Source organism: Streptomyces sp. NPDC002896 (assembly GCF_040295225.1).
Classification (GTDB): Bacteria; Actinomycetota; Actinomycetes; order Streptomycetales; family Streptomycetaceae; genus Streptomyces.
In genome coordinates this window covers 16,269-39,369 of record NZ_JBEOVA010000053.1, presented here as the reverse complement: position 1 = coordinate 39,369, position 23,101 = coordinate 16,269, and the positions used below count along the sequence as shown (strand labels likewise).

Sequence of the window (23,101 nt, the reverse complement as noted above, 5' to 3'; positions counted from 1 at the left end):
CGTCCGCGAACGGGCCACCGACGGTGATCGACAAATGGACTCCACCGATACAGAGGGTGACACGCGCCTGAGTTATCCATTGCGTTGGGGGCGTGCTCTCCCCGCTCCTGGCCAACATCGCCCTGTCGGTGCTCGACGAGCACCTGCACCGGGGATGGGAGCCAGGCGGAGAGCTGTCCACCGACTACCGTCGCGGCCGACGCCGGGCTATCGGTCTACCGTCGTGGCGCCTGGTTCGTTACGCGGACGACTTTGTCGTCCTGGTCGAGGGGACCAGGCAGGACACCGAGACACTGCACGAGGAGATCGCCCAGGTGCTCGCGCCGATTGGGTTGCGGCTGTCACCGGCCAAGACTCAAGTGGTGCACCTGAGCGAGGGGTTCGACTTCCTGGGGTTTCACATCCAGTGGCGCCGCAAGCGCGGAACGAACAAGTGGTACGTCTACACGTTCATCGCCGACCGGCCTCTTCGGTCGGTGAAGGCGAAGATCCGTCACCTCACCCACAGAACGTCGCAGCAGGGCCTTGCCGTGGTGTTGATCAATCTCAACCGGATCACTCTCGGCTGGGCCCACTACTTCAGGCATGCCGTCGCGAAACACATCTTCAGCAAGCTGGATGACCTCGTCTGGTGGAGGCTCGTCCGGCTGCTGAGGGCACGGCATCACTGGAGCTGGTCGGACGTCCGCAGACGGCTCACCACCCCCACCGGGCGGTGGCTGCCAATCAGCTCGGACGGGATCGAGTTGCGGAAGATCAGCGCGATTTCCGTCACCCGGTATCGCTACCGCGGCAACAAGATCCCCACCCCCTGGGCCCCTGCAACCACCTGACGGCAGAGACCGTGGAGAGCCCGTTGCCTAGTAATAGGCACGGCGGGTTCGGCGAGAGGTCCGGGGAAATGGACCGGGAGCAATCCCGGCACCGCGCCCCGGGCCTACTCAGCGACAAAGCGGGATTCTCGATGACGCCGCCCACCCACCGCACCTGGGCAAAGCGCGGCCACACCCCGGTCATCCGGGTCCGCGGACGCTCCCAGCGCCGCTACTCGATCGCCGCCCTCACCTGCTACAAACCCGGCGAACGCTCTCGCCTCATCTACCGGCCCCGACGGCACACCGACCACAAACAAGGCGGACGCCGCAGCTTCACCTGGACCGACTACCGCGACCTCCTCATCGCGGCCCACAACCAGCTCGGCGGCCCGATCGTGCTCGTCTGGGACAACCTGAACGTGCACAAAGACAGACGCCTGCGTGCCTTCATCGACGCACACGACTGGATCACCGCCTACCACCTGCCGCCCTACGCCCCTGACCTCAACCCCGTCGAAGGCATCTGGTCCCTGCTACGGCGCAGCAGTCAGGCCAACACCGCGTTCGCCGACCCTGAGCACCTCATCGACGCACTCCGCCACGGCCTCCGCCGACTCCAATACCGCAGCCACATCATCGACGGATGCCTCACCGGAACCGGACTGAGTCTGACGACACCACAGCCAAAAACTCAGTAACGCCTTTGCCGACGCCGTCGACGAAGGCGCGTCAGTGGTGGTGGCCGTGCCGGCCGAGGGTCTCCACGGGGGTCGCGCCGGGGCGGGTCCACTGCGGCACGGGCCGGCTGGTCGGGCCCCAGGTGGCGACGCCGTCGGCGTCCGAGCGCCAGTACCAGCAGGCCTGGCGGCCCTCGGACGGGTGCCCCTCGCGGACATCGCCGATCACGGGCCAGCCCTCGGGGTTGTCCTCCCAAGCCTCGCCGCGGCCGTAGGGCGTCATGTCGAGCAGGCTGAGGGACCCGTTGACCGGCTCGTTGCCACGGCCCGTCGTGGAGTAGGTGAGGAACACGCGGTCGCCGTCGCGCAGGAAACAGACGATGTGCCCCATTTCTCCGCCGACCGGCGCCTCCACGTCGCGCACCGAGTACCAGGGCTGGGTGTAACCCATGAACTCGACGTAGGGAGCCACCTCGTCCCACGGGCCCGAGGTCAGGACGGCGAACGAGACGCCCCGGGCGTTGAGGTAGACGGCGTCCTTCACGTGCCAGGCCGTGGTGGTGCAGCCCTCGCACTGCCCCTGGTACGGCGCGCCGTCGTACCACATGTGCTGGTAGACCACGAGCTCGTCGCGGCCCTGGAACAGGTCGAGGAACGGGACCGGGCCGTCGGGTCCGACGACCTCGACCGCGCCGTCGAGCTCGACCATCGGCAGCCGCCGCCGGGCCGCGGCGATCGCGTCGCCCTCACGGGTGTGCGCCTTCTCGCGGACCAGCAGCTCCTCGCGCGCCGCCTGCCAGGTGGCCAGGTCGACGACTGGCGGCTTGCCGGGGAGGTTGCTGCTCGCGTTGCCGGGCGTGGTCGTCATGGTGTCCTCCGTGGCGTCTCGTGCCGGGCAGCGTCGTACGACGTCCTACGACGCTCACCAGAACAGACTCGCGACCCGGCCGGAACTCATCGCGGCAGGGGGCGCCCTCGGCCGAGCCTGCACGGACCACGTCGGGCTGACAAGTTCACAGACGCGCTCTGAGCATGACCCGCCTGTCGGCGTGCACCTCTCGGTGATCCACCGCCACGATTAGGGTGGCGCCAGGACGATCCCGGAGGTAGGAAGATGCCGCACACGGTGAAGGGCGTTATCGCCAGGGCCAAGGGCGCCCCGGTGGAGCTGACGGATGTGGTGGTGCCCGATCCGGGCCCCGGCGAGGCCGTCGTGGACGTGCAGGCGTGCGGGGTGTGCCACACCGACCTGCACTACCGCGAGGGCGGGATCAACGACGAGTTCCCGTTCCTGCTCGGGCACGAGGCGGCCGGGATCGTGTCGGAGGTCGGCGAGGGCGTCACGAACGTGGCGCCGGGCGACTTCGTGATCCTCAACTGGCGCGCGGTGTGCGGGCAGTGCCGCGCGTGCGCCAAGGGCAAGCCCTGGTACTGCTTCAACACGCACAACGCGGCGCAGAAGATGACCCTGGCCGACGGCACCGAGCTGTCCCCGGCCCTGGGCATCGGCGCGTTCGCGGAGAAGACGCTGGTGCACTCCGGGCAGTGCACCAAGGTCGACCCCGAGGCGCCGGCGGCCGCGGCCGGACTGCTCGGCTGCGGCGTGATGGCGGGCTTCGGTGCCGCGGTCAACACCGGCGGGGTGGCCCGCGGCGACTCCGTGGCGGTGATCGGATGCGGCGGCGTCGGCAACGCCGCCATCGCGGGCGCGGTGCTGGCAGGGGCGTCCAAGGTGATCGCCGTCGACGTCGACGACCGGAAGCTGGAGTGGGCGCGCGGCTTCGGCGCCACACACACGGTCAACGGGCGCACCGAGGACGTCGTGGAGCGGGTACGCGAGCTGACCGGCGGCTTCGGCGCGGACGTCGTGGTGGAGGCGGTCGGCCGCCCCGAGACGTATGAACAGGCCTTCTATGCCAGGGACCTGGCGGGCACGGTCGTCCTGGTCGGCGTACCGACGCCGGACCTGAAGGTGACGCTGCCGATGATCGAGATCTTCGGGCGGGGCGGCGCCCTGAAGTCGTCCTGGTACGGCGACTGCCTGCCGAGCCGCGACTTCCCCATGCTCATCGACCTCTACCGGCAGGGCCGCTTCGACCTCGGCGGCTTCGTGTCGGAGACGATCGGCCTCGACCAGGTCGAGAGCGCCTTCACGAAGATGCACCACGGCGATGTGCTGCGCTCGGTGGTCGTGCTCGACAAGGCGGGTGCGTGATGACGGCGCGTATCGATCATCTGGTCACCTCGGGCACGTTCAGCCTGGACGGGCAGACCTTCGACGTCGACAACAACGTCTGGATCGTCGGCGACGACAGCGAGTGCGTCGTGATCGACGCCCCGCACGACGCGTCGGTGATCGCGGACGCGATCGGCGACCGCCGGCTCCTTGCCGTCCTCGCGACGCACGCGCACGACGACCACGTACGGGTCGCCCCGGAGCTGGCCGACCGCTTCGGCGCCCCGATTCTGCTGCACGCCGACGACCTTCCCGTATGGCGGCTGACCCACCCGGGGCGGTCCCCGGAGCGGGAGCTTAAGGACGGCGACGTCTTCACCGTCGCCGGCACCGACCTGCGTGTGCTGCACACACCGGGGCACTCCCCCGGCGCGGTCTGCTTCTACGCACCCGAGCTGGAGACGGTCTTCACCGGCGACACCCTCTTCCACGGCGGTCCCGGCGCCACGGGCCGGTCGTTCAGCGATTTCGGGACCATCATCGACTCCATCCGCGACCGGCTGCTGACCCTGCCCGCGGAGACGCGCGTGCTCACCGGGCACGGCGAGTCGACGACGATCGAGGAAGAGGCGCCGCACCTGGAGGAGTGGATCGCGCGGGGGCACTGACGCATTGCGGGGCGCCACCCGGCGCCCCGCCCTCACCCCTCCCGTACCTCTGCCGTTCTTCGCTGGTTCACAGAACTCGCCGAGCTCCTCGATATGAGCCGTTGCTACCCTTTGCCACCCCCTTGTGAAGTCCGGTGAGGACCGCGGGACTTGGCAAGGGTAGTGAGAGGAGAGGCACGGGGGTGGAAGACCAGCTGCTCGGGCGGGAGCGGCCGCCGGGCGGGACGGATCCGGCGGCGGACGTAACCGAGACGGCGACGGGACCGGTGGAGACGACGGCGGGCGGCTCGGCCGGGTGGCTGGGCCTGCTCGTACGAGGCGTCCTGGTCACCGTCACCGGCGGTGTCCTGCTCGCGGTCGTGGCGCTCGTGGCTGTGACGATCGGCCCGACGCTCCTCCTGCAATTCGACACGCCCGCCTTCCAGGCCTGGCGGACCGTCTTCGTGGCGATCACCGTCCAGGGCCTGCCGTTCCTTCTCTTCGGCACGCTGATCTCGGCCGCCATCAGCGCGTTCGTCCCGGCCTCCGTGTTCGACCGGCTGCTGCCGCGCAGGCCCGCGTTGGCGGTGCCGGTCGCGGGGGCGGCCGGGATGGTGCTGCCGGGCTGCGAGTGCGCCTCGGTCCCGGTGGCCGGCAGCCTCATGCGGCGCGGGGTCACTCCGGCGGCCGCGCTGGCGTTCCTTCTGTCGGCGCCCGCGATCAACCCGGTCGTCCTCGTGGCGACCAGCATCGCCTTCCCGAGCAACCCCGAGATGGTCCTGGCCCGGTTCGTCGCCTCGCTTGCCGTGTCCATGGTCATGGGCTGGCTGTGGATCGCGCTCGGGCGGCCGGAGTGGCTGAGGCTGCCGAAGCCCACCGCCGGGCCGCCGGGCCACGGTGGGCCGGGGCAGGACGGCGCGGGCCCGGCGACAGCAGACCGGGCCGGACGCTGGGACGACTTCCGACAGGCCGTACAGCATGACTTCCTGCATGCGGGCGGGTTCCTGGTGGTGGGTGCCATGGCCGCGGCGACGTTCAACATCGTGGTGCCGCAGTCGGCGCTGGACGCCGTGTCCGGATCGGCGTGGCTGTCCGTGGTGCTGCTGGCCTTCCTGGCGGTCGTGCTCGCGGTCTGCTCCGAGGCCGACGCCTTCGTCGCCGCGTCGCTGACCGGTTTCTCGCCTACCGCCAAGCTGGCCTTCATGGTGGTGGGCCCGATGGTGGACGTGAAATTGGTGGCCCTGCAGGCCGGCACCTTCGGACGCGCCTTCGCCATCCGTTTCTCGACGGTCACGTTCGCGGTGGCCGTGCTGTGCAGTGCGCTCGTGGGGTGGTGGCTGCTGTGAGGCGGCGTTTCGAGATCCTGCTGCTCCTGCTGGCGGGCGCGGCCGTCCTGCGTATCTCGTTGTTCAGCGAGCTGTACCTGCGGTACGTGAAGCCGGGGCTGCGCCCGCTGCTGATCGCCGCCGGAGCGCTGCTGGTGCTGCTCGGCCTGGTCGCGGCCGTCCGTGAGGCGATCGGGTACGCACGGGGGCGGAGGGACACCCGCGAGCACGCAGACCATGAGAACGACCACCCGCACTCGCACGCCCACGGTCCCCGCGTCGGCTGGCTGCTCTACCTCCCCGCCGTGATGCTGCTGCTGTTCGCCCCGCCCGCCCTCGGCTCTTACACGGCATCGCGGGAGGAGGCCCGTGCGGCCCAGGGCGCGGGTACCTTCCCCGCCCTGCCGGACACCGACCCGCTCCCCCTCACCGTCAGGGAGTTCAGCTCCCGCGCCGTCTACGACACGGGAAGGTCCCTCAAGGGCCGCACCGTCCTCCTGACGGGATTCGTGTCGCCGGGTGACGGTGGCGACCAGGGCACCTGGTACCTCAGCCGCCTCGTGGTCAGCTGCTGCGCGGCCGACGCCCAGGTGTTCAAGGTGGAGATCCACGGCGCGACGGCACCGGACGCCGACACGTGGGTGACCGTGACCGGCGTCTGGCACCCGACGGGGGCGCCGGGCTCCGAGGCCGCCGAGCCCGCCCTGGACGCGAGCGCCGTGCGCAAGATCCACGAGCCGGGCAATCCGTACGACGACGCGGCACCGGGCACGGACGGCAGCTGACGGCCCACCCGGCCCCGCCCTGCCCGGCGGGGCGGTTCGACGCGCCGATCGAGCCGATCGAATGTTGAAACCTCAAGCATCGTGCTACTCTGACGTCAGACCGGTACTTGAGAAATCAAGTATTTTCCCGGGCGCCCTGTGGCAATGCTGACCCGGACCCCCTACACAGGAGAGATCGCTCGTGACCACCTCTACGACCACCCGGTTCACCCCCACGACCACCCCCCAGCACACCCCCTCCCTGCACGCCTACGACGCCGGCCTCCTGCTGCTCCGCCTGGCCGTCGGCCTCACCATGGCCGCCCACGGCGGCCAGAAGCTCTTCGGCTGGTTCGGCGGCGGGGGCCTCGACGGGACCGGCCAGTTCTTCACGATGAGCGGCTACCCGTCCGGTAAGGCCATGGCGGCCGTGGCCGGGCTCACCGAGACCCTCGGCGGGCTGGGCCTCGCCCTGGGCCTGCTCACTCCGCTGGCAGGCGCCGCCGTCTTCGGCACCATGATCAACGCTCTCGCGGTGAAGTGGGGCGGCGGCTTCTTCGCCCCCAACGGCGTGGAGTACGAGCTCCTGCTGACCGTCGCGGCCGCTTCCCTCGCCCTGACCGGCCCCGGCCGCTACGCAGTCGACCGCTTCCTGCCGGGCCTGCGCGCACACCGGCTCGGCTACGGCATCGCCGCCGTCGCGCTCGGCGCCGTGATCGCCGGAGTGATCCTGCTGCTCCGCAAGTAAGCGAGGCCCGCGCTCAGCGGCGCACATGAACGACCGAAGGCCGGCCCCCAGGGGCCGGCCTTCGTGCTGCCCGCACCCCGCCACTCAGGGGTTGCCCCGGAATTCCTGATCGAGCATCAGACGCCCACGATACATATCCCCGAATACCGCACAGACGGCAGTAATGTCCCGTTCCGCCATGAAGAAACGCCATCCGAATGCGCTCTGCAATGTCCGGTCACCGCGCGTTCATAACGGCGAGCGCTAATACCGCCTTCAGCAAATCTGCACACCGATTACCCACGCAGGGCACGGCACGCCGCACCGGTGCGGCAGGGCCGGCACCCCGTCCGGCTTTTTTTGCGGGAGTGTCCCATTTGGCGGCCACGACGAAATCGAAGCAGGGAACACCAGCCGTGGATCTTGTGAAGAAGCGGCCACCAACCCGTGGACGAGCCTGCACGCAAAGGTAGTTGAGCAGCCGAACAGCCTCGAACCGATGCTCGGAGGATTGGCTGCGGGGAGCTCTGACGTGCTTTGATCCTGCGCACTGCGGAAGTTACTCGAACGTTCTCGTTCAAGTGTCAGACGACCGCGGGAGGCCTGTCCGCATGCCCAGCAGCGTCGGCCGTCATCTTGAGAAAATATCCACAGGAAAGGGAAGCTCACATCATGAACTTCACCCCCCAGGTTGAGACCCGCGAGATTTCCGACGCCGACCTGGACAACGTTTCCGGCGGTCTCGTCGGCGAGCTGGCCGGCAACGTCACGGGCGTCGTCGACTCGGTTGCCCCGGTCTCCAGCACCCTGACCGGCGTCGTGGGCACCGTTGAGGGCGTCACCGGCCTCAGCACCGCGCCGATCACCGGTCTCGCTTCCGGCCTGACCGCCGGCCTCTGAGGCTTCTTGCTCCGTTGAGTCCCGGAACCAGCCAGGTTCCGGGACTCTCGGGTGCCCGCAGGCCTCGGCCCAGTCCCCTGGACCTAAGCTTGCCCCGACCGTCACGTATCGCAGTTGAGGGAAGAGTCCCGTGCAGTTCCGCCAGAAGGCCCTTTCCAAGCTGCAGTCACCCGAAGAGCTCGACCTGCCGGTGCGGTTCGCCCGGCCGCAGGGCCGTCTGGTCCTGATCGTCACCGTGCTCGTCATGGCGGCGGCCTCCTTTTGGGCCGTGACCGGCCGCGTGTCGTCCACGCTGAGGGCCTCCGCGATCCTGACGCACGCCCAGGGCAGTTACGTCCTGCAGAGCCCGGTCGCGGGCCAGGTCACCGCCGTCCTCGCGAAGCAGGGTGAACGGCGCGCCGCCAACTCCCCGCTGCTGAAGGTCCGTACGGCGCAGGGCGACAGAGTCGTCCGCACCATCGCGGCGGGCCGCGTGACCACCCTGCTGGCCACGATCGGCGCGGTCGTCACCACCGGAGCGAACGTCGCGACTCTCGAGCGGACCGATGACGCGTCCGATCCGCTGATGGCGGTGGTGTACGTGCCGGCCGACAGCGCGACGACCGTACCGGTGGGCGCATCCGTCGACCTCACCGTCCAGTCGGTGTCCAAGGAGCAGTACGGCGTGCTGCGCGGACATGTGAAGGCCGTGGGCCGGAGCGCCGAGACGCAGCAGCAGATCACCGCATTCCTCGGCGACAGCCAGCTCGGCGCGCAGTTCTCGCAACAGGGCCGGCCGGTGGCCGTGCTCGTGCGTCTGGACCGGTCGTCCGCCACGAAGTCGGGCTACAAGTGGTCCACCGCGGACGGCCCGCCGTACGCACTCGACTCCATGACTCAGGCCACCGGCGCCATCCGCCTGGCCGAGCAGCGCCCGATCGATTGGCTGCTTCCGTGACAGAGCTACCACCACCGCCGACCCGCCGTCGGCACCGGCCCGAGTCGAGGTCCAACCCGCGATCGAACCCGCGGTCCAACCCGCGGTCCAACTCCAGGTCGAAGTCGCGGTCGAAGCCGAAGGTCAAGAAGCAGAAGACCGTCCGCAGCCCCACCGTGCTGCAGATGGAGGCCGTGGAGTGCGGCGCCGCCTCGCTGGCCATGGTGCTCGGCCACTACGGCAAGCATGTGCCGCTGGAGGAGCTGCGCATCGCCTGCGGTGTCTCGCGGGACGGCTCGCGGGCCAGCAATCTCCTGAAGGCGGCGCGTAGTTACGGGCTCGAGGCCAAGGGCATGCAGATGGACCTGGCCGCGCTGGCGGGGGTGCCGGGTCCGGCCATCCTGTTCTGGGAGTTCAACCACTACGTCGTCTACGACGGCATGGGACGCCGTCTCGGGCGGCGCGGCGTGTACATCAACGACCCCGGCAAGGGCCGCCGTTTCGTTCCGATGGAGGACTTCGACACCAGCTTCACCGGTGTCGTGCTGATCCTCGAGCCCGGTGAGGGATTCCGGCGCGGCGGGCGCAAGCCGGGCGTCCTAGGCGCCATGCCGGCCCGGTTGCGCGGCACGTCCGGCACGATGCCGGCCGCCGTGCTCGCCAGCCTGATGCTGGTCGCCGTCGGCGCGTCCGTGCCGGCCCTGAGCCGTACGTACATCGACATGTTCCTGATAGGCGGCCAGACCTCGCTGCTCGGCGTGCTGTTCGCGTCGATGGCCGCCTCGGTGCTGCTCACGGCCGTGCTGACCTGGCTGCAGCAGGCGAACCTGCTGCACGGCCGCATCATCTCGTCGACGCTCAGCAGCGCCCGGTTCCTGCGGCATCTGCTGCGGCTGCCGGTCACCTTCTTCGCCCAGCGCAGCCCGGCCGACCTGGTACAGCGGCTGCAGTCCAACGACGCGGTGGCCGAGACGCTGGCCCGCGACCTCGCCGCGGCCGGTGTCGATGCGGTCGTCGTGATCCTTTACGCGGTGCTGCTGTGGTCGTACGACCCCCAGCTGACCGTCATCGGGGTACTGGTCGCTCTGCTCAACGTGGTGGCGATGCGGGTGGTGGTGCGGCTGCGCGCCACGCGTACGCAGAAGCTGCGCGCCGACAACGCCCGGCTGACCACCACCTCGTACACCGGCCTGCAGATGATCGAGACGCTGAAGGCCACGGGTGGCGAGAACGGGTACTTCCGCCGCTGGGCGGGGCAGCATGCGACGACGCTGGAGGAGCAGCAGCGCCTCGGCGTGCCGGCGGCCTGGCTCGGTGTCGTCGCGCCGACCCTGGCCACGCTCAACAGTGCGCTGATCCTGTGGATCGGTGGTCTGCGTGCGGTGGACGGCCATATCTCGATCGGTCTGCTGGTCGCCTTCCAGGCACTGGTGACCCGGTTCACCGCGCCGATCACCCGGCTCAACGGCGTCACCGGCCGCATCCAGGACTTCGCCGCCGACGTGGCGCGCCTGAAGGACGTCGAGAACTTTCCCGCGGACTCTCTCTACGCCCGTCCCGACGGGGCGTCCAGCACGCGCAGACTCAAAGGCCATGTGACGCTGGAGAACATCACGTTCGGCTACAGCCCGCTCGACAAGCCGCTGCTCACCGGGTTCTCGCTGTCGGTGGGCCCGGGTCAGCAGGTCGCGCTGGTCGGCGGGTCCGGCAGCGGCAAGTCCACGGTGTCCCGGCTCATATCCGGGCTGTACACGCCGTGGGAGGGCACCATCCGTATCGACGGTCAGCGGCTGGAGGACATTCCGCGGGGTGCGCTGGCCGCCTCGGTGTCCTTCGTGGACCAGGACGTCTTCCTCTTCGAGGGCACGGTGCGGGACAACGTGGCGCTGTGGGACCCGTCGATCCCGGACGACGCGGTGATTGCCGCCCTGCAGGACGCGTCGCTGTACGACGTCGTGATGCGCCGCCCCGGCGGCATCCACAGCCGCGTGGAGCAGGACGGGCGCAATTTCTCCGGCGGGCAGCGCCAACGCCTTGAGATCGCCCGGGCGTTGGTCCGCCGCCCCAGCATCCTCGTACTCGACGAGGTGACGAGCGCGCTCGACGCGGAGACCGAGCAGGTCATCATCGACAATCTGCGGCGGCGCGGCTGCGCCTGCGTCGTGATCGCCCACCGGCTGAGCACGGTCCGCGACAGCGACGAGATCGTGGTGCTGCACCACGGCACGGTCGTCGAGCGCGGGCGCCATGACGTGCTGGTCGCCGCCGGAGGGCCGTACGCCGAACTGGTCAAGGAGCGTTGAGATGACCTCCGTCCATCAGCACGCCGCCACCGGGGCCGCCGAGGGCGACCTGGTGCTCAGCGCCCTGGGCGGCCTCGGGACGCCGCTCGACTGCAGCGGCCTGAACCGCCTTCCGCTGGAAGGGCCGCATGTGCTGTGGCTCGTCGCGGCGGGCGCCATGGACGTGTTCGCGGTCGACGCGGTGCAGGAGGGCCACTGGCACTTCCTCGGCCGTCTTGAAGCGGGTTCCCTGCTCCTTGGTCCGGTCGAGGGGCCGCAGCACACGCTCGTCGGCAGGCCGCTGCGCGAGTGCGTGATGCGCCGGATCCCGCTGCGGCAGCTGTACCGGCCGGAGTTCACCGACACGTGGTCGCAGGAGGCCTACGTCGATCCTTACGGCTCCGGTATCTACGACACGGGTGTGCGGTCGTACGACTTCCAGGCGCAGGCGCAGGCCGCCCCGAGTCCGCTGGAGTACGCGTTCGCGCTCGGCGTCGGGCGCAGCATGGGCATCCTCTTCCAGGCGCCGCTCGACGGCCGGCCGGCGGACGGCGAGACGGCGACCGACGACGACATCCTGTGGATGCAGGTGCCGCCGGGCAGCGTGCAGTACGGCGCCGAGGTGAGTGCGGACGCGGCGGCCGATCTGCTCATCGATCCGGCCGTGTGGCAGGGGATGGTCGACCAGCAGTACCGGCTGCTGTCCTCGCTCGACCGCTGGATAGAGCAGTTGGAGCGCTCTCACGAGGACCGTACGGCGGCCGGCATCAAGGCGGGCGAGGCCGTGCGCGCCCAGGCCGACCAGGCGCTGCTCGACTCCATGCGCCGGCGCTCGAAGCCGTCCCGCACCACAGCGGGCGGTGACGACGCCACGTACGCCGTCTGCGACGTGGTGGCCCGGGCGGCAGGGATCACCCTCACGGAGCCCTCGATGAGCGGCGCGCAGAACGAGCGTCTCGACCCGGTCGAGCGCATCGCCGTGGCGTCGCGTATCCGGACCCGGCCCATCCGGCTCGACGGACGCTGGTGGCGGGACAACGCGGGCCCTGTGGTGGGCTATCGGGCTGCGTCCGGCGCGCCGGTCGCGCTGCTGTGGCGGCGCGGCGGGTACGTGGCGCAGAGCCCGGCGACCGGCAGCAGCATCCGCGTGGGCGAGGACAACGCGGAGGAGTTCGAGCCGCGCGCGGTGATGTTCTACCGTCCGCTGCCGGAGCGGGCGATGAGCCCGCTGCGGCTGATGCGCTTCAGCCTGCGCGGCACGAACGGCGACATGCGCAATCTGCTGCTGAGCGGACTGGTGACGGTCGTACTGGGTGCGCTGGTGCCGATCGCGACCGGCAAGGTGCTCGGTGGTTTCGTGCCGAACGCCGAGAAGAGCCTGATCGTCCAGGTCTGTCTCGCGATCATGATCGCGAGCATCGTGTCGGCCGCGTTCATGCTGATGCAGAACCTGACCATCCTGCGGATGGAGGGGCGCATCGAGGCCACGCTGCAGCCGGCGGTCTGGGACCGGCTGCTGCGGCTGCCTACGAAGTTCTTCACCGGCCGCTCCACCGGCGAGCTGGCCAGTGCGGCGATGGGCATCAGCGCGATCCGGCGGCTGCTGGCGGGTGTCGGTCCGGTGGTCGTGCAGGCGGGCACGGTCGGTGCGATGAACCTCGTCCTGCTCCTCGTCTACAGCGTCCCGCTGGCGCTCGCGGCCATGGGCCTGCTGCTGGTGATCGCGGCCGTGTTCCTCGGTATGGGGTTGTGGCAGGTGCGTTGGCAGCGCCGGCTCGTCGTACTGAGCAACAAGCTCAACAACCAGGCGTTCCAGACTCTGCGCGGCCTGCCCAAGTTGCGGGTCGCGGCGGCCGAGAACTACGCGTACGCCTCCTGGGCCAAGGAGTTCGCGCGCAGCCGGGAGCTGCAGCAGCGCGTCGGGCGGATCAAGAACCTGACGACGGTGCTCGGTGCGGTCTATCTGCCGCTCTGCTCCTTGATCATGTTCATGCTGCTGGCGGGCCCGGCCCGCGGCTCCCTCTCGGCCAGTGCGTTCCTGACCTTCAACACCGCGATGACCATGATGCTGACCTCGGCCACGCAGCTCACGGGCGCGCTGGTCTCGGCCGCCGCCGCGCTGCCGATGTTCGAGGAGATCAAGCCGGTCCTCGACGCGACCCCGGAGGTCCGCGGCGCCAGCACCCAGCCCGGCGTACTGTCCGGCGGCATCGAGGCCCGCAAGCTGTCCTTCCGCTACACCGACGACGGGCCGCTGGTCCTCGACGACGTGACCTTCGAGGTGCGGCCCGGCGAGTTCGTGGCGGTCGTGGGCCCGAGCGGCTGCGGCAAGTCCACGCTGCTGAGGCTGCTCATCGGCTTCGACAAGCCGGTCTCGGGCAGTGTGCTGTACGACGGCCAGGACCTGTCGGCCCTGGACCAGGCCGCCGTGCGCCGCCAGTGCGGCGTCGTCCTGCAGCACGCGCAGCCCCTCACCGGCTCGATCCTGGACTGCATCTGCGGTGCCGAGCCGTTCACGCTGGAGGAGGCGTGGGAGGCGGCCGAACTGGCGGGCCTGGCCGAGGACATCAAGCGCATGCCCATGGGCATGCACACCATCGTCGCCGGCGGCAGCTCCGTCTCGGGCGGACAGCGCCAGCGCCTGATGATCGCCCAGGCCCTCATCCGCCGGCCGCGCATCCTGTTCTTCGACGAGGCCACCAGCGCGCTGGACAACGAGACCCAGCGCACCGTGATCGAGAGCACCCGCCGCCTGCAGGCGACGCGGGTCGTGATCGCCCACCGGCTGTCGACCGTCATGGACGCCGACCGCGTGATCGTGATGTCGGAGGGGCGGATCGTGCAGCAGGGGCCGCCCGCTGAGCTGCTTGCGGACACGGGTGGGCGGTTGCATGAGCTGGTGCGGCGGCAGATGCGCTGACGGCCGCCGGCAGACAGGCAGGCAGGCATGGTCGGTCGCCCGGCGGCGGCGCCTGCCCGGCGGACATACACGCGCCGCCGCTGCCACTCTGCCGGGCCACTCGGCACAGCTCTCCGGCGGTCGAGCATCGGGGCCCGGCTCGTTTGCCGGGCGGCGGCCGAGCTCGGCGCGGTACGGCCGACAGTGCCGACAGGCCGACATAGTGACAGGCCGACATGGCGACGAGACGGATGCAGACAGACCGGAAGCTCCGGGGCCCTGCAGAGCAGGGCCCCGGAGCTTCCGGGTCGTCGGGTGCGGTGTGGTGTGTCAGCCGCTGATGACCTTGTTCTTGGCGAGGCTCTTCGTCCGCGAAGTGATCGTCGTCCGGAGGGACTTCGCCGCGTCGGTGATCCCGGACGCGTCGGCGCCCGCCTTCTTGGCCTGGGCGACCGCAGCGTCGAGGGCGTCGACCGCGGAGCCGGAACCGTAGAACTCCTGATAGAGCTCCTTGTACGCGGCGTGGTACACGGAGTCGAAAGCCTCCGTCTCCAGGAAGCGGTCCTTGAGCGTGTGGCCCGTGGACATGCCACCGCCCCCGCCGCCCTGACCTCCGCCGGGAAACTGGCCGTTGCCGTCCTCCCCGGCTCCGTTGCCGCCCTGCCCCTGGGTTCCGCCGCTCTGGCCGTTGCCGGGTGCCTGCGGTGCGCCGGAGGGCATGGCGCCTCCCGGTGCCCCGGACGGTGCGGCGCCCTGGGCGGTTCCGGATGGTGCGGTGCCCTGGGCAGTGCCGGACGAGGCGGTGCCGGACGAGGTGTTCCCGTTCTGCTCCGTCTGCCCTGCACCCTGTTCCGTCTGCCCCGCGCCCTGGCGCATACCGCCACCACCGCCCATGCCGATCTCGTCATCGGGACCGGCTGTGGCGCTGCCGCTGAACGTGAGGTTGTAGTCCCAGCCCAGGACCGTGAACTTCTTCGTGCCCAGGTCGTACCAGAGGTAGTAGTTCTTCCCTGGTCCGCTTATGTCGTCGAAGTTCAGCAGCAGGTTCTGCGTCGCCACGTAGCGGGCGAACGACTTCACGTCCACGTACTCGTCGAGTTCGGCCGCGAACTCCTTGTCCGTGGCCTTCTCGGCCCACTTGATCAGGTCGATGACCGGCTGGAGATCCTGGCTGCCCTCCTTCGTGAGCTGCTTGAAGTCGGTCTCGTAGTCGGTCGGGTCGTCGCCCTGGTACGTGAAGGAACCGGTGCTCAGCGACTTGTACAGGACGCCGTCCGTGCCGACCGTGTTCTCCGCGTACTCCTTGGACGGGTTCTCGACGATCAGACGGGTCGCCGCCGGGCGGTTGTTGACCGTGAGCGACGAGAAGGCGTAGCGCTGCGCGGCCTGGTCCGACTCGTCCACCAGCGCCAGGGAGACCGCCTCGTTGAGGGGAAGGTCCTCGTTGCTGCCCGGGCGTACGGCGATCTGCCGCTTGCTCTGGTAGGCGCGGCCCTCGACGTATTCGTCGATCTTGATGAGCCAGGGCAGCTCCTCGGGCTTGTCGGCGGAGAGCTGGATGCTCATCGCACCGCCACCGGCACGACCGGCACCACCGGCACCGCCTTGCTGGGCGTCGGCGTTCGCGCCGCCGTCCTGCTGCTGGTTGCCGTCGCCCTGCTGGGCACCGTCACCTTGCTGGGCACCGTCACCTTGCTGGGCACCATCACCCTGCTGGCCGCCAGGGAAGCCTTCGGGCATCTGGCCACCTTCGGGCATCTGACCGCCCCCCGGTGCCTGGCCACCGCCGCCCATGCCGCCACCACCGCCGCCGAGACTCCGCAGTGTCGAGTTGCCCTTGAGACGGATACCGACGCTGTTGATGAACGTGCCGTCGATCGTGGCGTCGGCCTCGATGTACTCCTTGGAGCCGTCGTCCTGGAACTTCTCCATCATCTCGTCGAAGTCGTCCTCGTCGTACTCGAGTTGGATCGAGTGCGCCTTGGAGGCGTCGTAGAGGCCGACGGTGCCGGGGATGTTCTCCGTGATGCTGTCGCTGTCCTCGGCCGAGGCGCTCGTGACGAACGGTGAGACGCGCGCGTCGCCGAAGAAGATCAGCAGGACGGCCAGCCCCGCGGCGAGCAGGGCGGCAGGCTTCCAGTGGTGGCGAAGGCGCAGCGGGAGCCGGTGCACCAGCCGCTTACGTCCGGCCCTCGCGGGTCCGGCGGCCATCACAGGTCCGTCTGGTCGTAACCGGTCAGCACGGTCACGCGCTGCCCGAACGTGCGCTCCTGCAGGGCGGCGACGAGCTCGCCCGGCTCGTGGCCCTTCTTGATCCGGACGGTGTAGAAGACCTCGGTCAGCGCACCGCCGCGGATGGACTCGGTGGAGACCAGCTCGAACTCGGAGGTGTAGCGCAGCAGCACGTCCTGGATGGCCTGGGTGTGGTCCTCACCGGCGGGGACCTGGACCTTGACGACCTGGCGCTGGACGTTGAGGTGGAACCAGTTGAACTTGTGCATCACGATGATGATCAGGCAGATCGCGACACCCGCTATCGCGGCGAGCGTGTAGAAGCGGGCACCGCAGGCCATGCCCAGACCCATCACCAGGAAGATGAAGCCGACGTCCCTGGTCTCCTTGACCGCGTTGCGGAAGCGCACCACCGACAGCGCGCCGACGAGCGAGAAGGCGCGGGCCAGGTTCGAGCCGACCACCAGCATGATCAGCGCGACGATCATGCCGACGATGACGAGCGTCTGGACGTACGACTGGCTGTAGGAGACGTTGCGGTGCGTCGCCCGGTAGACGTAGCCGATCGCCGTGGACAGCACGAACGAGAGAGCCATCGCGAGGACGATGTCGGCCACGCTGAACGTGCCGCTCAGGTCCTGCAGGTTGAGGTTCACGGGTGAAGTGCCTCCGTGGTGCGGTGGGTTGTGGGGGATGTGGGGGTAGTGGGGGATGCGGGGGCGAAGCGGGTGGCCGGTAGTGCGTCCGGGTCCGCGCCGGCGCCCGACTCGGGCGCGGGCGGGAGGTCCTCCTCGCGGACGTGGAAGACGGACCTCGGCGCGAGGCCGAACGCCTCGATGCTCTGGACGTACTTGGAGACCCGGATCAGGTTGAGATTGCGCCTGGCGGCGAGATCGGTGATCCAGTACGGAGTGCGCTCGTTGACCTTGATCTCCATCACCGACATGTGCGGCGGGATGGTGAACCGGTTCTCGGCGTTCGGCGTGCCGAAGTGGAAATCGCGGTCACGGCCGCGGATCCGGCGGTCGAAGGTCACGCGCAGGCCCGTATCCTCCGCCCTGCCCACCAGCGCCTCTCGCTGGTAGCCGGTGATGGCGGTGGGCTGGAGATTGAGCCGGACGACCAGCTCCAGGACCTCGTTGACGAAGGCCCGCTCCTTCTCGGAGTGCTCGATCATCTCCCGCTCGTCGCACAGCCGTCGGGCCGCGGCGTACGGCAGTGTGATCCTGCGCTTCTGCGTGACGCGGTTGACGCGCTGCTTGATCTCCACGCACACCGGGGACTCGTCGGTCACTTGGGCGAGATCGCCGTAGTGCCGGATCCGCAGCTTGCGGCGGAACTTCAGCCCCTCGATCTTCTCCCAGTAGAAGCGGAGCTGGGGCGTGTCGTAGTACAGGCTCCACACGCCGTATCCGCCCACCGGGCTGTGCAGGTCCTGATCCATCCGCTCACCGAGCTCGTCGCGGATCTCCGCGGCCTGCTCCACGGGAACGAGGTATTTCAGCTCATACCGGTTGAACGCGTGAAGTCTGCTGGCCACTTGTAGGGCCTCTGACATGGCTTCCTTTCCTGTAGTTCGACTGCCGACTGTCGGTCGTCTACAGGTAAGAAACAGGTAAAAGATGAGAGATCAATGAAGGGACCATCTGAACGCACTAAGACCCGAGAGTGAACACCAAGTGAATACACGGAGTCATGTGGTAAAGGCGTGCCCCTCGCCGCCGGGCAGCGAGAGGCACACTCTGTGGATGTGGGTGCGTCAGGTCATGGCGCCGTCCTGGGTGTCATGTCAGACGACCTGTCATGTCAGAGGCCCTGTCACGTCAGGCGACCTCGAGGACGATGGCGCCCAAGTATGTGGCGCCCGGCTCCAGGTCGGTGGCGGCGCCGTCCACGGTCATGGTCAGGGTCCGTCCCCCGGCCCCAGCCACGGAAGCGCCCGCGTCGACCACGAGCTTGGTCAGGTACGAGGTGCCCGTGACCCTCCAGGTGGAGCCGCTGTTCAGCTGGACGATCACGCCGTTGTTGACGGCCGCCTGCACGGTGTTCGTGACCTCCCCGAGCTCGTAGAAGTTCGAGGAATCGATGGTGCTGACGGCGTGCTTGGTCCGGGACGCCGAGATGACGCCCTCGACGGTGGAGTCGTCGAAGGTGAGGACCATGTTCTTGCCCTTGCGCATGCCGTTGTAGAAGTCGCCCTTCAGGGCGATCGAGCTGAAGGAGGCGGCGCCGTCTGCCGTGTGGACGGCGGTGACGTCGAAGCCGGAGTCCTTGGTGGGGTCGTCCGTGGGTTCGGTGTAGACGCCGACGTTCATCATCCTGCCGTCGACCATCACGGGGCCCGGGTCGTCGAGCTCCATCATCTGCAGGATGATGCCGTTCCCGGGGTTCAGCCGGGCGCCGCCGGAGCCGTCGACGGTGATGGTGGTCTGCTGGCCCTTGTTGAGGAAGGTGGTCTTCTCGGAGTTGACCACCGTCCCGCCGTCGACCTTCAGCGTCCCGGTGCCGAAGAACATCCATCCGAAGTGCTTCGAGTTGATGACGGTGTTGCGCACCGGCAGGGCGGCGAGCTCCGCAGCGCTGAGCCCCAGCTCCAGTTTCGAGTTGAGCTTCGCGACCGCCTCGCGCGTGCTGTCGCCGTAGTGGATCGAGGCGGCCGGGCCCGCGCAGATGGTCGCGTAGCTGCCGACGTCGAAGCGGGAGCCGAGCACCCGTACGGTCGCGTCGCCGATCGCATAGGTGCCGTAGCCGTATGCGCCGGTGTTGCCGACACTGCTGTTGATCGCAGTCAGCCTGAGCGCACTGCCGCCCTCGACCGACAGGGCACCCCAGGTCTCCGACGTGACGGTGGAGTTGATGTAGGTGGCCTTGGTGTCGGCGCCCAGCAGGTTCGTGGCGCGGACGTTTCCGTCGATGCCCAGCATCCAGGGAGCAGACTGCATGTACGGCGTCTCCACGGTGGCCTGGTAGTCGTCGGGTAGCACACCGTTGCGTGCCCGGATCGTGGAGTTCTTGACGATGACGTTGGCACCGTCGTCGGCGATGACGCCGGTGCGGACCACCCCCTTGGTGGCGATGCTCGCCCCGTCCACGAGCAGTGTGGTGTCCGAGTCGGTACCGACGACGGCGGCGCCGTAGCCGACGAAGTCACAGCGTCCGTTACCGGTGAGGGTGATGCGGGGCTGCCGAAGCGTGTAGGCGGCGTTCTCCACGACGACGCCGTCGAAGCACTCACCGGTGGAGGTGATCGAGACGTTCGTGGCGTGGGCGTCGGTCAGCCGTCCGCCGAGCACGCTGGTGAGGACGGACTTCGCGCGTACGACACCGTCCGCCCCCACGTAGAGGGCCTGGCGGAAGGGGAAGGTGAGCGTCTCGTAGGTGACCGGATTGGCCTCGGCCACCGTGAGGACGACGTCACCCCGGTAGGTGCCGGCCGCGATGAGCGTCTCGGTCCCTCCGGTCTTGGTCAGCAACTGGCCGGTCTCCACGCCGTCGACGGTCAGCGTCAGGCTGTACCCGTCCGGTGCGGCGATCTTGCCGCCCTCCGCGATGGAGAGCATGCTCACGCGGGTGGTCCTGGAGAGCACGTAGGTCTCGTCGGCCCCCACCGAGATCTTCCCGCCCGTCGCCGCGGCGCTGGAGGCCAGGGCGGTGGACGCCGGGACGAGGAGGGCGCCGGCTGTGGCCGTCCCGGCGACCAGGACGGAGCGTCGTGTCATCAGTGTCATGTCGGTCTCCCCAGGATGGAGTGCGGCTCGGCGCCGGTGATATGGCCGGCCGATGAGGGTGCGGGGTGCGGGCCCCGTGCGCAGCGAGAGTTGGAATCCGGCGACATCGACATCCCCTGCGTGTCGCCTCGGCCTTGACTGTTCCTGCCTTGTGCAGTTGCTGTGCGTTCTATATGCATCTGCAATGCGCGTCCCCGAATTCCGTTCTGTTCAGGGCCAGTTGTGGGACTGGTGCACCAAGGCCACGCATGCGGAAGTGAAGCAGCCGTCACCCAGAGCGGAAAGTCCCTGACCCTATGCATAAGAGAACGCGATGGCTGCGATCACGCCCTCGGCTTCCTGGGTTGTTTACGCACAACTGCCATGTCTCGTAAGGACATGAGAGGTAGCGATCGAACTCACTTGTTGGGTGGGGTTACCTGTGTCTCGTGCCTACGGTCGGCGTCATGGAGCTGGCGTTCTACTCGAGTGCGGGCTGGGAGTCCTGGGGGCTGTCGGGGAAGCCGACGATTCCCGAGGGGATGGCCTTCCTCGTCGACGATGACCTCCTCTTCGATGATGGCTGGGGAGTTCCGGGCGACGGCGGTGGTCAACGAGTGGTTGCGGTTGCGGCCGACGGAGAATTGCTCGGCGCCGTCGTCGTGGGGGACGTACGGGCGGATCTTGCGGGACTGGATCGTGGCGGCCCAGCTGCACGGGGTCGAGATCTTTGATACCCGGGACCGGCTGAAGGCCCTGCTGATCACGTACGCGGTGGACCGGGCTACCGGGGATCCCGAGCGGCGCCTGGGAGCGGTCACGTGGAACCAGCACATGAGCGTGCTGGGGATGTTCTACCGGTGGGCGACGGCCGAGGGTTACGCGACGGCAGTGCCGTTCACCTATCAGCAGGCGGTGGTGCTCTACGCCGAGACCGTACGTGAGGTCCTCGTCAATCAGGCCCGTCGGCGGGTGCCGCACGCCCATGTGACGATCAAGTATCTGGAGGACGACTTCGCGGCCATGTTCATCAACGGCCTGGCGGGGCTGCGGCCGGACGGCAGTGAGGACGAGGGGCCGGGCCGGTTCCGCGGGCGTCATCTGGCACGCAAGGGGGCGGTGGGGGAACTCGTGGTGTCTTCGGGGACGCGGCTGCAGGAGTTCTCCTACCTGCTGGCCTGCGAGGTGCCGCCGCTCCCGGCGGCACCTCGGCTGATGCCGATCGCGTTCCCGCTGCCGGAGGGCATCACCAAGGGCAGCAAGTTCCGCGTCACGTGGACCTCGTATGGCGCGCTGGCCCGCGTGCACTCCTACGATCTGCGGCCCTGGGGCGGGGCCACTGCCTCCGCCATCGCCGAAAAGCCCAGCGGCCGGACCGAGAACAAGCCCCAGCCCGTCGACGACGCCGTCATGCAGCCGATGCTCGCCGCCGCCCTGTTCCTGGTGTCCTCCATGGGACCGCACGCTGTCGAACTCGCCCGGCAGATCCGGACGAGAACCGCATCCGGGCCGCCATGGACCGGCTCCTACGCGGCGATCTCCCACCCGGCGGGAAATGCGACGTCAAGACCCTCGCCCGCGAATCCGGAATCGACCGCACCGCCTTCTACGGCAACCGGCCCTACGCCCACCTGCGCGAAGAGTTCGAAACCCGCCTCGCCGCCATGCGCGAAGCCGGGGACACTCCCGACCCCCGGGACGCTCAGATCATCCGGTTGAAAGCCGAGATCGCCGCCCTCAAAGAGGCCTTATGGTCTTCCCCGCCTGTAATGATCTTCCCTGGGGTTCACCGTTTCTGCTGATCAGCGAGGTCCGGCCTTCCCGTCCCTGTCTGATCGTTCCCCGCCTTTACACGGCCTTCCGTTCCCATGACGTTCCCACGAGAGCCCCCACAAACCCGTGGGAACGAGGGCGGGGGAGTCGGCTGAGGTCAGCTGCGGCCGTCGAAGCGGTGAGCACCGCAGACCCCTTGGGGGCGACAAAGGCCCCGCCCCCATCAGGGGGTCGGGGCCCTCGGCCGTCTACACGCGCCCTGTTCGGACCGCTGAGCACAGGCTACTGAAGTTGAACCGTGATGTCGGCTGGAATGGTTCTGTGAGGCGACTTAGAGGCCATCTCATTTGGCGAGTCTGCGGTAGCAGATGAGGGTGCAGGCGGCGATGTTGGTCGCACCCGCTCAGCCGGCCGAAGTGTTCTGTGTCGCCTCGCGTGCCTCGGTGAGGGCTCGCTGCCTGAGGTTGCCGCCGAACAACTGCATCGTGGTGGCGGCCAGGATGTCATCCCTGCCGATGGTCCGCCCATCCCCCCTGCGAGTGGACAGGGCCCGGAGGGAATCCTTGAGGAACGGGGGTGGGGCCGGTTCGCCCGACATCACTAGGGTGACCGTACCGAAACGTTTGACCCCGCCCTCGCGGACGACCATGGCCGCGTCCCGGGCGAGGTCCGTCAGGAACACGCTCGCGATTCCGTCCAGGTCGCGGACCATCGCTGGGACGGCCGTCGCCCCCTGGCTCCACAGCAGCTTCTTGACCCCGGCCTCGAACCTGTGGGCGCCGACCACAGCACTCGGTTTGCGCGACCTGCTGCGCTTACGAGAAGGCACAATGACACCCTCGGCGTCGTACAGGACACCGGTCAGGCCTTGAAACGTCGGGCTGTGGTCGTACCACTTGGCCCCCACCTCGAGCTCGACGTTCCGGTCGATCGCCGAGAGAAGGTCCCCGGGAATCAGCTTCTTCCGGGCCTCCGCCGCCGCCGCTCTCCTCGCGCCGTCGATGATCTCCGTCAGCACTGTCCGCGTCACCGACGCGGCGGCCCACGCGGCCGACCGAGAGACGTGCATCGGGGTCACGTCCCTGAACACCGCTTTGACGAGAGAAGGCTTGAACGGCGAAACATCCATGACCGAGGCGGTCTTGGGACCGCCGCGCTCAGGGCGTGCGGGCTGTGCGGTCATCGGAAGAAACGCTCCCTGCTGTCGGAGTTATCAGAGGCCCACACTTCACCACGCAGACCCGCTCTCTTCCCCCATCCT

At 68.8% G+C, this 23,101-nt stretch carries 18 protein-coding genes and 1 pseudogene; 13 read left to right on the top strand and 6 right to left on the bottom strand.

All coding sequences use genetic code 11. The annotated features are described in order from the left end of the window. Window positions 1–92 precede the first annotated feature (92 nt). Both ABT009_RS44035 and ABT009_RS44030 read left to right on the top strand, forming a co-directional pair. Window positions 93–833 (top strand): group II intron maturase-specific domain-containing protein, encoded by a 741-nt coding sequence (locus ABT009_RS44035; protein ID WP_351307949.1) that lies wholly within the window; start codon window positions 93–95, stop codon window positions 831–833. Between the two features lie 113 nt (window positions 834–946). Beyond that, window positions 947–1,513, top strand: a pseudogene (locus ABT009_RS44030) (transposase); the annotation flags it as partial. 31 nt (window positions 1,514–1,544) lie between these two features. Here the strand turns inward: ABT009_RS44030 and ABT009_RS44025 are convergent. Beyond that, window positions 1,545–2,360, bottom strand: coding sequence for a DUF899 domain-containing protein (locus tag ABT009_RS44025; RefSeq protein WP_351307943.1), 816 nt, complete (start codon window positions 2,358–2,360; stop codon window positions 1,545–1,547). A gap of 246 nt (window positions 2,361–2,606) precedes the next feature. Between ABT009_RS44025 and ABT009_RS44020 the strand changes: the two genes are divergently transcribed. From ABT009_RS44020 to ABT009_RS43980, 9 genes are all read left to right on the top strand, one after another. Further along, window positions 2,607–3,707 (top strand): S-(hydroxymethyl)mycothiol dehydrogenase, encoded by a 1,101-nt coding sequence (locus ABT009_RS44020; RefSeq protein ID WP_351307940.1) that lies wholly within the window; start codon window positions 2,607–2,609, stop codon window positions 3,705–3,707. Then, window positions 3,707–4,336 carry an MBL fold metallo-hydrolase gene (locus ABT009_RS44015; RefSeq protein ID WP_351307937.1) on the top strand — a complete coding sequence of 210 codons (630 nt, stop codon included), beginning with the start codon at window positions 3,707–3,709 and terminating at the stop codon, window positions 4,334–4,336. The genes ABT009_RS44020 and ABT009_RS44015 overlap by 1 nt, the downstream gene beginning before the upstream one ends. Window positions 4,337–4,602: 266 nt before the next feature. Continuing rightward, on the top strand, window positions 4,603–5,661 hold the full coding sequence (locus ABT009_RS44010) for a permease (protein ID WP_502990084.1): 1,059 nt from the start codon (window positions 4,603–4,605) through the stop codon (window positions 5,659–5,661). Beyond that, window positions 5,658–6,425 carry a TIGR03943 family putative permease subunit gene (locus ABT009_RS44005; protein WP_351307934.1) on the top strand — a complete coding sequence of 256 codons (768 nt, stop codon included), beginning with the start codon at window positions 5,658–5,660 and terminating at the stop codon, window positions 6,423–6,425. The genes ABT009_RS44010 and ABT009_RS44005 overlap by 4 nt, the downstream gene beginning before the upstream one ends. 181 nt (window positions 6,426–6,606) lie before the next feature. Next, window positions 6,607–7,152 carry a DoxX family protein gene (locus ABT009_RS44000; RefSeq protein WP_502990082.1) on the top strand — a complete coding sequence of 182 codons (546 nt, stop codon included), beginning with the start codon at window positions 6,607–6,609 and terminating at the stop codon, window positions 7,150–7,152. A gap of 651 nt (window positions 7,153–7,803) precedes the next feature. Beyond that, complete coding sequence (locus tag ABT009_RS43995) at window positions 7,804–8,031, top strand: type A2 lantipeptide (RefSeq protein WP_351307931.1); 228 nt, start codon at window positions 7,804–7,806, stop codon at window positions 8,029–8,031. A 130-nt stretch (window positions 8,032–8,161) separates the two neighbouring features. Continuing rightward, window positions 8,162–8,968: an HlyD family efflux transporter periplasmic adaptor subunit gene (locus ABT009_RS43990; RefSeq protein ID WP_351307928.1), complete on the top strand. Its 807-nt coding sequence runs from the start codon at window positions 8,162–8,164 to the stop codon at window positions 8,966–8,968. 164 nt (window positions 8,969–9,132) lie between these two features. Further along, window positions 9,133–11,250: an NHLP family bacteriocin export ABC transporter peptidase/permease/ATPase subunit gene (locus ABT009_RS43985; protein WP_351307954.1), complete on the top strand. Its 2,118-nt coding sequence runs from the start codon at window positions 9,133–9,135 to the stop codon at window positions 11,248–11,250. Window position 11,251: 1 nt separating this feature from the next. Beyond that, window positions 11,252–14,149 carry an NHLP bacteriocin export ABC transporter permease/ATPase subunit gene (locus tag ABT009_RS43980; protein WP_351307925.1) on the top strand — a complete coding sequence of 966 codons (2,898 nt, stop codon included), beginning with the start codon at window positions 11,252–11,254 and terminating at the stop codon, window positions 14,147–14,149. A 309-nt stretch (window positions 14,150–14,458) separates the two neighbouring features. On the opposite strand, the gene ABT009_RS43975 is transcribed toward ABT009_RS43980, so the two are convergent. The 4 genes from ABT009_RS43975 to ABT009_RS43960 all read right to left on the bottom strand — a co-directional run bounded on the left by ABT009_RS43975 (window position 14,459) and on the right by ABT009_RS43960 (window position 20,088). Next, window positions 14,459–16,339: a CotH kinase family protein gene (locus ABT009_RS43975; protein WP_351307922.1), complete on the bottom strand. Its 1,881-nt coding sequence runs from the start codon at window positions 16,337–16,339 to the stop codon at window positions 14,459–14,461. Further along, on the bottom strand, window positions 16,339–17,016 hold the full coding sequence (locus ABT009_RS43970; RefSeq protein WP_351307919.1) for a DUF4956 domain-containing protein: 678 nt from the start codon (window positions 17,014–17,016) through the stop codon (window positions 16,339–16,341). Before ABT009_RS43970 ends, ABT009_RS43975 begins: the two co-directional genes overlap by 1 nt. Continuing rightward, window positions 17,013–17,918, bottom strand: coding sequence for a polyphosphate polymerase domain-containing protein (locus ABT009_RS43965; protein ID WP_351307917.1), 906 nt, complete (start codon window positions 17,916–17,918; stop codon window positions 17,013–17,015). Before ABT009_RS43965 ends, ABT009_RS43970 begins: the two co-directional genes overlap by 4 nt. Before the next feature lie 265 nt (window positions 17,919–18,183). Beyond that, window positions 18,184–20,088: a hypothetical protein gene (locus ABT009_RS43960; RefSeq protein ID WP_351307914.1), complete on the bottom strand. Its 1,905-nt coding sequence runs from the start codon at window positions 20,086–20,088 to the stop codon at window positions 18,184–18,186. A gap of 446 nt (window positions 20,089–20,534) precedes the next feature. On the opposite strand from ABT009_RS43960, the gene ABT009_RS43955 reads away from it, so the two are divergent. Further along, window positions 20,535–20,801, top strand: coding sequence for a hypothetical protein (locus ABT009_RS43955; RefSeq protein ID WP_351307912.1), 267 nt, complete (start codon window positions 20,535–20,537; stop codon window positions 20,799–20,801). Then, a complete protein-coding gene (locus tag ABT009_RS43950; protein WP_351307909.1) occupies window positions 20,752–21,786 on the top strand; it encodes a hypothetical protein in 1,035 nt (344 codons plus the stop codon). Before ABT009_RS43955 ends, ABT009_RS43950 begins: the two co-directional genes overlap by 50 nt. A 457-nt stretch (window positions 21,787–22,243) precedes the next feature. Here the strand turns inward: ABT009_RS43950 and ABT009_RS43945 are convergent, their stop codons facing one another. Beyond that, window positions 22,244–23,023, bottom strand: a complete 780-nt coding sequence (locus tag ABT009_RS43945) for a hypothetical protein (RefSeq protein WP_351307906.1) — start codon at window positions 23,021–23,023, stop codon at window positions 22,244–22,246. Window positions 23,024–23,101 lie beyond the last annotated feature (78 nt).